The sequence below is a fragment of the Streptomyces sp. NPDC026575 genome, from assembly GCF_055567415.1.
In genome coordinates this window covers 282,071-296,386 of the sequence record NZ_JBVHQM010000007.1, presented here as the reverse complement: position 1 = coordinate 296,386, position 14,316 = coordinate 282,071, and the positions used below count along the sequence as shown (strand labels likewise).

Here is a 14,316-nt window from a genome sequence, read left to right as displayed (position 1 = left end):
CGGTCCGTGGCGGCGCGGCCCGGGGGTGCACAGCGCCGGCTAGGCGACCGGCCCGTCGGCCCGCTCGATCTGCTGGCTGCCCGTCCGCGTGCGGTACGAGCGCAGATGCGTGCTGGTGGCCTGCGGGTCGGTCTTGTCGGAGATGCCGAAGTAGTCCATCTGCGTGCGCTCGGCGCTGACGTCCAGGACCCCGTAGCCGTGCGAGTCCATGTCCAGCCACTTCACATGTCGGTTGGCGGCCCTGATGGCGGCGACGCCGGCCAGCGAGACGGTGTGCGGGGCGACGTGCAGGAAGTCGTCGACGTTGTCGGAGGTGACGGAGGTGACCACGAACTCCGTCGCCACCGGCCGGGTGGCGGGGTAGGTCGCCGCCTTCAGCGGCACGTCGTTGGCCCAGGCCATGTGGATGTCGCCGGTCAGGAAGACGGTGTTGTCGATACCGCGGTCGCTGAGGTGGCTCAGCAGCTCGTGCCGGTCGTCGGTGTAGCCGTCCCACTGGTCGGTGTTGGCCGCAAGGCCCTCCTTGGGTAGGCCGAGGATCTCGGCGAGCGGGCCGAGCAGATGGGCGGGCACGGCGCCGAAGGCGACCTGCGAGACCATGACCGAGGTGCCGACCAGCCGCCAGGCGGTGTCCGAGCGCTCCAGGCCGGCCTTGAGCCAGTCCAGCTGGGCCCGCCCGGTGATCGTCCGGCTCGGGTCGTCGACCGCGCCGCTGCCCGGCTTGGCCTGCTCGTCGCGGAACGACCGCAGATCCAGCAGGTGCAGATCGGCGAGGGTGCCGAAGCGCAGCCGGCGGTAGGTGGTGCCGGCCGTCGAGGGGCGCACCGGCATCCACTCGAAGTACGCCTGCTTCGCGGCGGCCATCCGCGCCGACCAGGAGCCCTCGGTGTCCGGCGAGTGGTTCACCGCGCCGCCCCGCCAGGCGTTGTCGGCGAACTCGTGGTCGTCCCAGATGGCGATGACCGGGTGGGTGGCGTGCATGGCCAGCGCGTCCGGGTCGGTCTTGTGGGCGCCGTGCCGGATGCGGTAGTCGGCGAGCGTGAGCAGCTCGTGGGCGGGGGAGTGCGGACGGACGACGTACTTGAAGTCCGGGTACTCGCCGGACTTGTACTCGTAGAGGTAGTCGCCGAGGTGCAGCACCGCGTCCAGCTCGGTACGGGCCGCCAGATGCCGGTACGGCGAGAAGTAGCCGGACTCCCAGTTGGCGCAGGAGACCACGCCGAAGCGGACGTTGCCGGCCGCGGTGTCGTGCGCGGGGGCGGTGCGGGTGCGGCCGACGGGGGAGTGCTGCCCGTCGACGGTGAAGCGGTAGTAGTAGTGGGTGGCCGGGCGCAGACCGCGCACGTCCGCCTTGACGGTGTGGTCGGCGGCCGCCGAGGTCTTCACCGAGCCCCGTGCGACGACGGTGGCGAAGTCCCTGTCGGTGGCCACCTGCCAGCGCACGTCGGTGGCCGCCCCGCGGCCGGAGCCCGGGGTGGCCGACGGCGTCGGGGTGACCCGGGTCCACAGCAGCACGCCGTCCGGGAGCGGGTCACCGGAGGCGACGCCGTGCTGGAAGAACCGGCTCTGCTCCGGGGCCTGTTGGGCGTAGGCGGGGGCGGCGCCGGCGAACGGCAGGAGTGCGGCGGTGGCGGCTACGGCCGTGACGGCAGTGCGGCGCGAGATGTGGTCATGATCGGTCACGGCCGCTCACCCTACTGGCCGGTAAGCGACAACGGGAGGGCGATTACCGGGAATACCCAGAATTCGCCCGCCCGTTGTCCGCAAGCCGCTCAGCGGGCGCCCGAGGGGTCCTTTTCGCCCTCGCGAATGCCCTTTCCGCCGCCCTTGCCGCCGTCCGTCCCCTTCGCCGGGCCGAACTCCTTGTCGATCATCTTCCGGAAGTTGGCCATGGCGAGCTGGTTGTACTGCGCCTGCGTCATCTGGCGCTGCGGGATCTGGTCCATCACCAGCTTCTTGTCGCCGTGCATGAAGGTCGGTGTGCCCCTGACCCCCTTGCGGCCGAACAGCGCGGTCATGTCCATCGCCCAGCGGTCGTAGGTGCCCTTCTCGACCGCGGTCTGGAACGCCTTGTTGTTCTTCAGCTCCGGCACCTCGCCGGCGACCTTGAGCAGCTCGGAGTCCTTGGCGTAGAGGTCCTCGCGCTCGTCGGGGTGGTACTTGGTGGAGTACAGCGCCGCCTTGTACTTCAAGAATGCCTCCGGGCCGACGTCCAGCGCCGCACCGAGCGCGCTCAGCGCGTTCTTCGAGCCCTCGCCGCCCGCGTTGTCGTCGATGAAGGTGTACATCGTGAAGCGGACCCGGTACCGGCCGTCCTCGATGTCCTTCAGCAGCGCCCGGCCGCTGCTCTGCTCGAAGGACGCGCACGCCGGGCAGCGGACGTCCTCGAAGACCTCCAGGGTCTCCTTGGCCTTCGGGTCGCCTATCAGGATCTCGGTATGGTCCTTGCCCTCGGTGTACTTCGGCGCGACGGGCTTGGCCTCCTTGGCGGCCTCCCAGCCGGTCGGCTCGTTGGCCTTCATCACGGCGTAGCCGATACCGCCGGCCACGGCCAGGATGCCGACGACCGCGCCCGCCACGACGAGTTGGCGGCGCAGCCGCTCCTGCTTCTTCTGGCGCTCGCGCTCGGCGCGGATGCGTTCGCGGGCTGCCTGCTTGTTGGCCTGGCTGTTGCGGTTGCTCATGGGTGGTCCCGTTCCCCTCAAGGGTGTTCGTCTCCTGCGGTCTGGTCAGGCGGCGAACGGACGGGGCGGGCCGCGGCGCCGTACGCAGTGCACGAGGAGCGGGAGCGGGCGGGCCGGCGGCAGCGGGCGCAGCGGACGGATCCGCCGGCGGGGCGGGGCGCTCGCGGCGCGGGCCACCGCGGCGGCGGTCCGCAGCGGGCGGAAGGTGGCGGTCGCGGCCGCGCGCAGCAGGGCGTCCAGGGCGGCGTCGCCGCGGTGCAGCCAGCCGGCGGCCAGCAGGCCGATCGCGAGGTGGGCCGCGAGCAGCAGCCAGGGCCCGGACACCGGTCCGGCCGGCGGCAGCGGGGAGCCCGCATGGGCCGCCAAGCGCGCCAGCGGGGTGCCCAACTCGCCGCCCGCGCACAGCAGATGGAGGCCGACCGCGCGCAGCGGTCCGGTCAGGGGGCCGCCGGCCGCTCCGTAGCAGGCGTGCTGCCCCGTGGTGAAGACGGTGTCCGCGGCCAGCTCCAGCGGCACCAGCAGCGCCGCCACCGGCCGGTAGCCGCGTCCGCGGCCGGTCAGCGCGTAGGCGGCGGCGAAGACGGCGGCGCAGACCCAGGCGACCGTGGCGGGCGGCAGCGGGGCGCGGGAGAGCAGTACATGGGAGGTCGCGGACAGCGTGACGCACAGCGCGGTGAACAGCGCCGCCCGCACCGCCCTGAGTTCACCGCCCGGCGCGCCCGCGGGCCGGCCGCCCGGGCGCACCGCCCTCGCCTGCATGGGCGGGAGTCTGCCATGTGCACGGCAGGGGCCCGGGTCAAGATTTGGCATCGGCCGGCGCGCGGTGAGCGCGCCGGCCGAGGGGTCAGGGTCGCGAGCAGGTCACTTCTTGAGGACCTTGTCGACCATGGAGTTGAAGGCGGCGGCGGACGACGGGGCCGCCTTGCCCTGGGGGGTGTCCGTGCCGATCACCGTGTCGTTGACCTTCACGGTCGGGGTGCTGGTGACGTCCTTGTGCGAGTTGAACTCGGCGGACACCTCCAGCGCCCAGCGGTCGTACGTGCCCGCCTTGACGGCCTTCTGGAAGGCGGCGTTGCCCTTGAGCGCCGGGATGGTGTCCGCGACCTTGATCAGGTAGCTGTCGTCGGCGAACTTGTCCGGGCCGGTCTCCTCCGGGTGGAACTCCTTGGAGTACAGCGCGTACTTGTACTTCAGGAAGGCGTCCGGGCTGACGTTCAGGGCGGCGCCCAGCGACGACAGCGCGTTCTTGGAGCCGGTGCCCTTGAGGTTGCCGTCGAGGAACGTGCCCAGGTGGTAGGCCGCCTTGTACTTGCCGTCCTTGATGTCCTTCTCGACGGTCTCGCCGACGTTCTGCTCGAAGCTCGCGCAGCCCGGGCAGCGCGGGTCCTCGAAGAGGCTGAGGGTGTTCTTGGCGTCCGCCTTGCCGATGACGATGGTGGTGCCCTTGGCGCCGGTGGTGTGGGCGGGCTTGACCAGCTTGGCCTTCGCCGCCTTCGTCCACACGGTGCTGTCGCCCGCGGTCTTCTGCGCCGTGGAGTCGCCGCCGCCCGAGTTGGCGACCGCCACGCCGATACCGCCGGCGATCGCCAGCACGCCGACGATCGCACCGCCGACGGTCAGCTGCCGGCGGGCCCGCTCCTTCTTCGCCTGCCGCTCACGCTCGGCGCGCAGCCGCTCGCGGGCTGCCTGCTTGTTGGCCTGGCTGTTGCGGTTGCTCATGACTGTTCCTGCTCCGTGGAGTCCGTGGGTGGGGTGCCTGCCGTCGAAGGCGTACGCACGCGAAGTACGGGCGTACGCGCGCTGCGCGGGCCGGGTGCGAGCACCGGGCGGTCACGCAGCGAGCGCGCAGGGCGGCCCACGGCGTACGACGCAGTGCACCAGCAGAGGGGCGGTCCGCGCCGGGCGGCCGGCCCGGACGGGCACCGGCCCGGGGCGGCGCGGGGCGGCCACGGCGCCGATGACCGCGACGGCGATCAGCAGCGGGCGGAAGGCGAAGCCGGCCACCGCGCCCAGCACCTGGGTCAGCGCCGCCTCGCCGCGGCGCAGCCAGCCGGCCGCCAGCAGCCCTATCGCCAGATGCGCGGCGAGCAGCAGCAGGCCGGTCGTGGCCGGTGCGGCGCCGTCCTCGGACAGCCGCGTCAGGGGGCCGCCGACCTGGCTGCCGCAGAGCAGATCCACGCCCAGGGAGCGCAGCGGGCCGGCCACCGGGCCGCCCGCCCCGCCGTAGCAGGTGTGCTGGCCGAGGCTGAAGACCAGGTCGGCGGCGAGTTCCAGGGGGACCAGCAGCGCCGCGATCCGTCCGTAGCCGCGCTCCCGGCCGGCCAGCGCGTAGGCGAGCGTGAAGACGGCGGCGGAGAGCGCGGCGACGGTGGTCAGCGGCAGCGGCATACGGGACAGCAGCACATGGGATGCCGCGGACAGCGTCACGCACAGCGCCGTGAAGAGCGCCGCGCGCAGTGCCCGCAGGTGTGCCGCCGAGATGTCCATTGCTGCCGAGTGTGCCATGGGCCGGGATAAGTGGCGCCTAAGGGTGATCTAAGTCGCACATACCGGAAAAATCGGTGGGTACGGGACCCGTCGCTCGGGCCCTCGGGCGCCCGCCCCTTACAGGCCGGGGATCCGGCCGTTGCGGAAGAGGTCGACGAAGATCTGGTGGTCGGCGCGGGCCCGGGCCCCGTAGGAGTGCGCGAAGTCCACCAGCAGCGCCGCGAAGCCGTCCTCGTCGGCCGCGATGGCCGCGTCGATGGCCCGCTCGGTCGAGAACGGCACCAGGGAGTGGCCGCTCTCGTCGTCCGCCGCGGCGTGCATCGTGGCCGTCGCCCGGCCCAGGTCGGCGACGACCGCGGCGATCTCCTCCGGGTCGTCGATGTCCGACCAGTCCAGATCGACCGCGTACGGCGAGATCTCGGCGACCAGCTGGCCCGCGCCGTCCAGCTCGGTCCAGCCCAGCCACGGGTCGGCGTGGTCCTGAAGGGCCCGCTGCGAGATGACCGTGCGGTGGCCCTCGTGCTGGAAATAGGAGCGGACCGCGGGGTCGGTGACGTGCCGGGAGACGGCCGGGGTCTGCGCCTGCTTCATGTAGATCACCACATCGTTCTCCAGGGCGTCGCTGTTGCCCTCCAGAAGGATGTTGTACGACGGCAGGCCCGCCGAGCCGATGCCGATGCCGCGCCGGCCCACCACGTCCTTGACCCGGTAGGAGTCCGGGCGGTCCAGGCTCGACTCCGGCAGCGTCTCCAGATAGCCGTCGAAGGCGGCGAGGACCTTGTAGCGGGTCGCCGCGTCCAGCTCGACGCTGCCGCCGCCGGGGGAGAAGCGGCGTTCAAAGTCGCGGATCTCGGTCATCGACTCCAGCAGCTGGAACCGGGTCAGCGCGCGGGCGTCGCGCAGCGCGTCCAGCAGCGGGCCGTCGGCGGTGTCCAGCGTGAAGGGCGGCAGCTCCTCCTTGTCGGAGTTCTTGGCCCGTGAGGCCAGCGCGTGGATCCGCTCGCGGTAGGCGGCGGCGTAGGTGCGCACCAGGTCGGTGATCTGCTCGTCGCTGAGCGCCTTGGCGTAGCCGAGCAGCGCGACCGAGGCGGCGAACCGCTTGAGGTCCCAGGTGAAGGGGCCGACGTAGGCCTCGTCGAAGTCGTTGACGTTGAAGATCAGCCGGCCGGTGGCGTCCATATAGGTGCCGAAGTTCTCGGCGTGCAGATCGCCGTGGATCCACACCCGGCCGGTCCGCTCGTCCAGATACGGGCCGCCGTCCCCGCCGCCGTCCCGGGCGGCCAGCGCCTCCAGGTCCCGGTAGAACAGGCACGCCGTGCCCCGGTAGAAGGCGAAGGCGGAGGCGGCCATCTTCCGGAATTTCACGCGGAAGGCCGCGGGGTCGGCGGCGAGCAGCTCTCCGAAGGCGGTGTCGAAGACGGCGAGGATCTCCTCGCCGCGCTGCGCGGCGTCCTGCGCCGGGGCGTGCTGGGACGGCATCGCTGGGTGCCTCCTGAGGTGCGGAAAAATGGTACGAGCGTCGTGACCGATCCGCGGCACGGACGGTGGCGCGGATCTGTCGGTGACAACGGGCGGGAAGGTGTTCGAGTGCCCGTCGACAACGGGTGAGGGTACGCCTGGGGCGCCCGCGATTGTCAGCGGGGAGCCGTAGACTTCGAGATCGTCGAATCCTCCCCGGTCGACACGGGGAGGTGCCCCCGTCCTCAACCGTTTCCCGGAGGTCCTCCGCCGTGGCAGCCTCGTCCAGGCCCCCGTTCACGCACCTGCACGTCCACACCCAGTACTCGCTGCTGGACGGTGCGGCGCGGCTGTCGGACATGTTCAAGGCGGCCAACGAGATGGGCATGACGCACATCGCGATGTCCGACCACGGCAACCTCCACGGCGCCTACGACTTCTTCCACTCGGCGCAGAAGGCCGGGGTGACGCCGATCATCGGCATCGAGGCGTATGTCGCCCCCGAGTCGCGGCGCAACAAGCGCAAGATCCAGTGGGGCCAGCCGCACCAGAAGCGCGACGACGTCTCCGGTTCCGGTGGTTACACGCACAAGACGATCTGGGCGGCGAACAAGACCGGTCTGCACAACCTCTTCCGGCTCTCCTCGGACGCCTACGCCGAGGGCTGGCTGCAGAAGTGGCCGCGGATGGACAAGGAGACCATCGCCCAGTGGTCGGAGGGCCTGATCGCCTCCACCGGCTGCCCGTCCGGTGAGCTCCAGACCCGGCTGCGGCTGGGCCAGTACGAGGAGGCGCGCAAGGCCGCGGGCGAGTATCAGGACATCTTCGGCAAGGACCGGTACTTCCTGGAGCTGATGGACCACGGCATCGAGATCGAGCGCCGGGTCCGCGACGACCTGCTGAAGATCGGCAAGGAGCTCGGCATCCCGCCGCTGGTCACCAACGACTCGCACTACACCTACGCGCACGAGTCCGTCGCGCACGACGCCCTGCTGTGCATCCAGACCGGCAAGAACCTCTCGGACCCGGACCGCTTCCGCTTCGACGGCACCGGCTACTACCTGAAGTCCACGGACGAGATGTACGCCATCGACTCCTCGGACGCCTGGCAGGAGGGCTGCCGCAACACGCTCCTGGTGGCCGAGCAGGTCGACACGACCGGCATGTTCGAGAAGCGCGACCTGATGCCGAAGTTCGACATCCCGGAGGGCTTCACCGAAGTCACCTGGTTCCAGGAGGAGGTCCGGGTCGGCATGAACCGCCGCTACCCGGACGGTGTCCCCGAGGACCGGCAGAAGCAGGCCGAGTACGAGATGGACATCATCATCCAGATGGGGTTCCCGGGGTACTTCCTCGTGGTCGCCGACTTCATCATGTGGGCCAAGAACAACGGCATCGCGGTCGGTCCGGGGCGAGGCTCCGCGGCAGGATCGATCGTCGCGTACGCCATGGGCATCACCGACCTCGACCCGATCACCCACGGACTGATCTTCGAGCGGTTCCTCAACCCCGAGCGCGTCTCCATGCCCGATGTCGACATCGACTTCGACGAGCGCAGGCGCGTCGAAGTGATCAGGTACGTGACGGAGAAGTACGGCGCCGACAAGGTCGCCATGATCGGCACGTACGGAAAGATCAAGGCGAAGAACGCCATCAAGGACTCCGCGCGCGTCCTCGGATATCCGTACGCGATGGGCGACCGCCTCACCAAGGCGATGCCCGCCGACGTCCTGGGCAAGGGCATCGACCTCTCCGGCATCACCGACCCCAAGCACCCGCGCTACAGCGAGGCGGGCGAGATCCGGGGGATGTACGAGAACGAGCCGGACGTGAAGAAGGTCATCGACACCGCCAAGGGTGTGGAGGGCCTGGTCCGGCAGATGGGTGTGCACGCGGCCGGCGTGATCATGTCCAGCGAGCCGATCGTCGACCACGCCCCGCTCTGGACGCGGCACACCGACGGCGTGACCATCACGCAGTGGGACTACCCCCAGTGCGAGTCGCTCGGCCTGCTCAAGATGGACTTCCTGGGCCTGCGAAACCTCACCATCATGGACGACGCCGTCAAGATGGTGAAGGCCAACAAGGGCATCGACCTGGAGATGCTCTCGCTCCCGCTCGACGACCCGAAGACCTTCGAGCTGCTCTGCCGCGGTGACACGCTCGGCGTCTTCCAGTTCGACGGCGGCCCGATGCGCTCCCTGCTGCGCCAGATGCAGCCCGACAACTTCGAGGACATTTCCGCCGTCTCGGCCCTGTACCGGCCGGGCCCGATGGGCATGAACTCGCACACGAACTACGCCGAGCGCAAGAACGGCCGCCAGGAGATCACGCCGATCCACCCGGAGCTCGAAGAGCCCCTGAAGGAGACGCTGGGCCTGACCTACGGCCTCATCGTGTACCAGGAGCAGGTGCAGAAGGCCGCGCAGATCATCGCCGGCTACTCGCTCGGCGAAGCCGACATCCTGCGCCGCGTGATGGGCAAGAAGAAGCCCGAGGAGCTGGAGAAGAACTTCGTCCTCTTCCAGGCGGGCGCCCGGAAGAACGGCTACTCCGACGCCGCGATCCAGGCCCTGTGGGACGTCCTGGTCCCGTTCGCCGGCTACGCCTTCAACAAGGCGCACTCCTCCGCGTACGGCCTGGTCACGTACTGGACCGCCTACCTCAAGGCCAACTACCCCGCCGAGTACATGTCCGCGCTGCTGACCTCCGTGCGCGACGACAAGGACAAGTCGGCGGTCTATCTGAACGAGTGCCGGCGCATGGGCATCAAGGTGCTGCCGCCGAACGTCAACGAGTCCGAGGCGAACTTCGCCGCCCAGGGCGACGACGTGATCCTCTTCGGCCTCACCGCGGTCCGCAACGTCGGCCAGAACGTCGTCGAGTCGATCATCCGCTGCCGCAAGGCCAAGGGGAAGTACGCCTCCTTCCCCGACTACCTCGACAAGGTCGACGCGGTGGTCTGCAACAAGCGCACCACCGAATCGCTGATCAAGGCCGGCGCGTTCGACGAGATGGGCCACACCCGCAAGGGCCTGACGGCGCACTACGAATCGATGATCGACAACGTCGTCCAGGTCAAGCGCAAGGAGGCCGAGGGGCAGTTCGACCTCTTCGGCGGCATGGGCGACGACAGCGCGGACGACGGTCCGGGCTTCGGCCTGGACGTGGAGTTCTCGGACGTGGAGTGGGACAAGACCTACCTCCTCGCCCAGGAGCGCGAGATGCTCGGCCTCTACGTCTCCGACCACCCGCTCTTCGGTCTGGAGCATGTGCTGTCCGACAAGGCCGACGCCGCCATCGCCCAGCTCACCGGCGGCGACTACTCCGACGGCTCCATCGTCACCATCGGCGGCATCATCTCCGGCCTGCAGCGCAAGATGACCAAGCAGGGCAACGCCTGGGCGATCGCCACCGTCGAGGACCTGGCCGGCTCCATCGACTGCATGTTCTTCCCCGCGACCTACCAGCTGGTGTCCACCCAACTCGTCGAGGACACCGTGGTGTTCGTCAAGGGGCGGCTCGACAAGCGCGAGGACATCCCGCGGCTGGTCGCCATGGAGATGATGGTCCCCGACCTCTCCGAGGCGGGCGCCAACGCCCCGGTGACGATCACCATCCCGACGGTGAAGGTCACCCCGCCGATGGTCGAGAAGCTCGGCGAGGTGCTCAGCAGCCACCGCGGCTCCACGGAGGTGCGGATCAAGCTGCAGGGGGCGCGCAAGACCACGGTGCTGCGACTGGACCGGCACCGCGTCACACCGGACCCGTCGCTCTTCGGTGACCTCAAGGTGCTGCTCGGACCGTCCTGCCTGGCGGGCTGAGTCCGCGGCGGGCCGCCGGTCCGCGCTGCCCCGAGGGGCGCGTCCGCAGTGGACGCGCCCCTCAACTCATCTGCGGCATAGGTCAGTTGTGGCCGAAGCGCCGCTCGCGGTTCTTGCGGGCCAGGTCTCCGGGCGTCGCCGAGGTGGACTTCGACTGGGCCTCCATGGCCGACTGCTGGGCCTGCTGCTGGCCGCGTTCCGCCGCGGATGCCGACTTCTGCTGACTGCGGTTCTGCTTCTTGTCCTTGGCCATGACCATTGCCTCCTGAGGGGGAATCTGGGATCGGGGCCGGGACCAGACTTACATGCCGGACAGAAGCCTGCATTTCGGGCAATTACCCTCTGTAATACGCGCGATCACGCGCTGTGCTCAAGATCCTCGCCGAATCCGCCACGCCGATGATCGAGTTCGGGCTGATAACCCCCGTACGGTCGGGCAGACTCGAAGGAAAGCCGAAGGAAGACTCGCGCCACGTGCCGAGCCGGGGGGCGACCGGACTTTCAGCACCTCAGGGAAGAGGGTGGAACGTGGATCGCTGCGTCGTGCTGGTGGACGCCGGGTACTTGCTCGGCGCCGCCGCGAGTCTGCTCGCCGGAGAGCCCGTCCGTTCCCGGATCACCGTCGATCACGCCGCCCTCATCCAGGGCCTGCGCCAGCGCGCGGAGGCGGACACCGAGCGCCCGCTGCTGCGGATCTACTGGTTCGACGGCGCCCCCGACCGGGTCCCGCAGCCCGAGCACCGCAAACTGCGCGTGATGTCCCGGGTCACCGTCCGGCTGGGCGCCCTGACCCGAAGCGACGGCCGCTGGGCGCAGAAGGGCGTGGACGCCGCCATGCACGCCGAGCTGACCGAGCTGGCCCGCAACCGCGCCTGCTCCGACATCGTCCTGGTCACCGGCGACGGCGATCTGCTGCCCGGACTGATGTCGGCCAAGGAGCACGGCGTCGCCGTCCATCTGTGGGCCGTCCAGGCCGCCGACGGCGACTACAACCAGTCCGAGGACCTGGTCGCCGAGGCCGACGAGCGGCGGGTGCTGGACCGCACCTGGATCACCCGCGCGGTGCGCGCCAAGGAACTCGGCGGCCCCTGCGCACCGCCGCCCGCCCCCCGCCCCGAGATCGCCGCCATCCTCTCCGCGCCGCTGCCCGAGTCCGCGGTCGCGGCCGCCGCGGCCGCCGCCGCGGACCCGGAGACCTCCGACCGCACGCACGAGCACAACGGTTCCAACGGCGCGGCGCAGCCCGCGGCCGGCACCGACACAGGGCCGCGGACCGACGACGAGCCGGACGCCGCCGCCGGGCGGGGCGGCGTCCCCACCCCCAAGGACCTGGCCGGGCTCGGCCGGGACCGCGCCGCCGGCCAGCAGCCCCCGCCCGCCGCCGGCGCCACCCTGCGCTGGTCGTCCGACAAGGGCTGGGTCGAGCGCGGCGGCCCGGTCGGCGAACCCTCCGAGACCGCCGGCCTGCCCACCCTCGCCCAGCTCACCAGCGCCGAACAGCGCTGGGCCGACCGCGAGGAGGACATCACCGCCGTCAGCGGCGACCCCTTCGAGGTCGGCCAGGTCTTCGCCCGCCGCTGGACCGACCGGCTCTCCGACACCGCGCATCTGCAGCAGCTGTCGACGGAGTACCCGCGCATCCCGCACCGCATCGACGGCGAACTGCTGCGCTACGCCGCCCGGTTCGGGCTGCTCGCCCACAAGGACGACCAGATCGACGAGCACGACCGCTACGCCATCCGGGCCGGATTCTGGCGCGAGGTCGATCTGCGGACGGCCGCCGAACACGCCCCGGCCGGTGACTGACGGCCCCCGCCCGCCGCATGCCGGCTCGCCCCCGGAGCCCCGCGGGCCGGTGGCGGGCCGGGGACGCGTACCCTCGTAGCTCGTGAGGACGGGCGCAAAACAGGCGGAGCGCGGCGGGCCGGTGTGCGCCGTGCGGGACCTGGTCAAGACGTACCCCGCGGTGCGTGGGCGCCGCGGGGCGGCACAGGCACCCGCCGTACGGGCCAACGACGGCATCACCCTGGACGTGCGCCGCGGCGAGATCTTCGGGCTGCTGGGCCCCAACGGCGCCGGCAAGTCCACCCTGGTCCGCCAGCTGACCGGACTGCTGCGCCCGGACTCCGGCAGCATCGCCGTACTCGGCCACGACCTGGTGCGCCACCCGGAGCGGGCCGCCCGGCTGCTCGGCTACCTGGGGCAGGAGTCCACCGCCCTGGACGAGATGACGGTCGCCCTCGCCGTGGAGACCACCGGCCGGCTGCGCGGCCTCGGGTCGCGCGAGGCGCGCGCCGAGCGGGACGCGGTGACCGACGAGCTGGGCCTGGCGGACATCGCCGGCCGGGCGCTGAAGAAGCTCTCCGGCGGTCAGCGGCGGCTGGCCTGCGTCGCCACCGCGCTGATCGGCGAGCGGCCGCTGCTGGTGCTGGACGAGCCGACCACCGGTATGGACCCGGTCGCGCGGCGCGCCGTATGGGCCGCGGTGGACCGGCGCCGGGCCGAGCGGGGCGTCACGGTGGTGCTGGTGACCCACAACGTCCTGGAGGCCGAGAGCGTGCTCGACCGGGTCGCGGTGATCGACCGGGGCCGGGTCATCGCCTGCGACACGCCAGGCGGACTGAAGGACATGGTCAGCGACGAGGTGCGGCTGGAGCTGGTCTGGCGCGACCGCCCGCCGCTGGACGTCCCCGAGGTCGCCGCCCTCGAAGCCGGCGCCCGTGTCTCCGGCCGCCGCTGGACCCTCCGCCTCCCCGCCGACCGGGCCCGCTCCGCGGTGGCCGAGGTCACCGCGGGGCCCGCCTTCGCGGCCCTCGACGACTTCACCCTCGCCACGCCGAGCCTGGAGGACGTGTATCTGGCGCTCGGCGGGCGCGGCGAGGGGCTGGTCAAGGCGTGAGCGGGTGGATCGGGGCGCGGGGGCGCGGCGGACGTGTCAAGTGCTGCGAGGGCAGCGAGGAAGGCCGGGTGGCAGCGTGAGTACGGTTCCCGCGCAGGCGGTGGCCGGGGCGGTGACGGGCGCCGGGGCGTGGTCCGAGGACGGGGCCGCCCCGCTGGCGCCGCGCGCCCGCCTGCTGCCCGCGCTCGGCGCCGTCTACCGCGCCCAGCTCTCCCGGGCCCGGGTCGCACGGATCCCGCTGCTGTTCGTCGCGACCTTCCAGTCCATCGGGATCATGGTCCTGCTGCGCGGGGTGGTCGACGACGGCGAGGCGGCGCGGTCGGTGGTCTCCGGCTCCAGCGTGCTGGTCGTCGCCTTCGTGGCGCTCAACCTGCTCGCCCAGTACTTCGGCCAGCTGCGGGCCGGCGGCGGGCTCGACCACTACGCGACGCTGCCGGTCCCACCGGCCGCCGTGGTGCTCGGCGCGGCCGCCGCCTACGCCTCCTTCACCGTCCCGGGGACGATCGTCACCGCCGTCACCGGCTGTGTGCTCTTCCAGCTGCCGATGGCCAACCTGTGGGTGCTGGCCGCCGTGCTCCCGCTCGCCGGGGCCGCGCTGGCCGGCCTCGGCGCGGCCCTCGGACTGCTTGCGCCGCGCCCCGAACTCGCCACGCTCTGCGGTCAGTTGGGCATGTCGGCGGCGCTGCTGCTGGGGGTGCTGCCGGCCGAGCGGATGCCCGAGGTGATCGGCTGGGCCCGCGATCTGCTGCCCTCGACCTACGGTGTGGAGGCGCTGGCCCGCAGCTTCGACGCCCACCCCGACTGGGTGGCGGTCGTCGCCGACCTGGGCGTCTGCGCGGCCGTCGGCGTGCTCTCGCTGGCCATCGCGACCTGGGCGTACCGCAGGGCGGCGGCCCGATGACCGCAGCCGGCGCCCCGAACGGGCGTCCTGCCGCCGGGCCCCAGGGCCCCACCTGGCACGATG

At 71.5% G+C, this 14,316-nt stretch carries 11 protein-coding genes; 4 read left to right on the top strand and 7 right to left on the bottom strand.

Features of this window, described 5'->3' with window-relative positions:
* Positions 1-39 precede the first annotated feature (39 nt).
* From ACZ4NB_RS12810 to ACZ4NB_RS12785, 6 genes are all read right to left on the bottom strand, one after another.
* The gene (locus tag ACZ4NB_RS12810; protein ID WP_467660760.1) at positions 40-1,683 is read right to left on the bottom strand and encodes an alkaline phosphatase D family protein; all 1,644 of its coding nucleotides are present in this window, start codon (positions 1,681-1,683) and stop codon (positions 40-42) included.
* 89 nt (positions 1,684-1,772) lie between these two features.
* The gene (locus tag ACZ4NB_RS12805; protein WP_467660758.1) at positions 1,773-2,684 is read right to left on the bottom strand and encodes a thioredoxin domain-containing protein; all 912 of its coding nucleotides are present in this window, start codon (positions 2,682-2,684) and stop codon (positions 1,773-1,775) included.
* A 45-nt stretch (positions 2,685-2,729) separates the two neighbouring features.
* Positions 2,730-3,443, bottom strand: coding sequence for a hypothetical protein (locus ACZ4NB_RS12800; RefSeq protein WP_467660756.1), 714 nt, complete (start codon positions 3,441-3,443; stop codon positions 2,730-2,732).
* A gap of 102 nt (positions 3,444-3,545) precedes the next feature.
* Positions 3,546-4,403, bottom strand: coding sequence for a thioredoxin domain-containing protein (locus ACZ4NB_RS12795; RefSeq protein WP_467660754.1), 858 nt, complete (start codon positions 4,401-4,403; stop codon positions 3,546-3,548).
* Between the two features lie 111 nt (positions 4,404-4,514).
* A complete protein-coding gene (locus ACZ4NB_RS12790) occupies positions 4,515-5,171 on the bottom strand; it encodes a hypothetical protein (RefSeq protein ID WP_467660753.1) in 657 nt (218 codons plus the stop codon).
* 117 nt (positions 5,172-5,288) lie between these two features.
* Positions 5,289-6,650: a DUF2252 domain-containing protein gene (locus ACZ4NB_RS12785; protein ID WP_467660751.1), complete on the bottom strand. Its 1,362-nt coding sequence runs from the start codon at positions 6,648-6,650 to the stop codon at positions 5,289-5,291.
* Between the two features lie 251 nt (positions 6,651-6,901).
* Between ACZ4NB_RS12785 and dnaE the strand changes: the two genes are divergently transcribed.
* Positions 6,902-10,453, top strand: a complete 3,552-nt coding sequence (gene dnaE, locus ACZ4NB_RS12780) for a DNA polymerase III subunit alpha (RefSeq protein ID WP_467660749.1) — start codon at positions 6,902-6,904, stop codon at positions 10,451-10,453.
* Between the two features lie 82 nt (positions 10,454-10,535).
* Here dnaE and ACZ4NB_RS12775 read toward each other — a convergent pair whose 3' ends face one another.
* Positions 10,536-10,706 (bottom strand): hypothetical protein, encoded by a 171-nt coding sequence (locus ACZ4NB_RS12775; protein WP_467660747.1) that lies wholly within the window; start codon positions 10,704-10,706, stop codon positions 10,536-10,538.
* A gap of 275 nt (positions 10,707-10,981) precedes the next feature.
* On the opposite strand from ACZ4NB_RS12775, the gene ACZ4NB_RS12770 reads away from it, so the two are divergent.
* The 3 genes from ACZ4NB_RS12770 to ACZ4NB_RS12760 all read left to right on the top strand — a co-directional run bounded on the left by ACZ4NB_RS12770 (position 10,982) and on the right by ACZ4NB_RS12760 (position 14,253).
* Positions 10,982-12,259, top strand: a complete 1,278-nt coding sequence (locus ACZ4NB_RS12770) for an NYN domain-containing protein (protein ID WP_467660746.1) — start codon at positions 10,982-10,984, stop codon at positions 12,257-12,259.
* A gap of 82 nt (positions 12,260-12,341) precedes the next feature.
* A complete protein-coding gene (locus ACZ4NB_RS12765) occupies positions 12,342-13,352 on the top strand; it encodes an ABC transporter ATP-binding protein (RefSeq protein WP_467660744.1) in 1,011 nt (336 codons plus the stop codon).
* A 100-nt stretch (positions 13,353-13,452) separates the two neighbouring features.
* Positions 13,453-14,253, top strand: a complete 801-nt coding sequence (locus tag ACZ4NB_RS12760) for an ABC transporter permease (protein WP_467660859.1) — start codon at positions 13,453-13,455, stop codon at positions 14,251-14,253.
* Positions 14,254-14,316 lie beyond the last annotated feature (63 nt).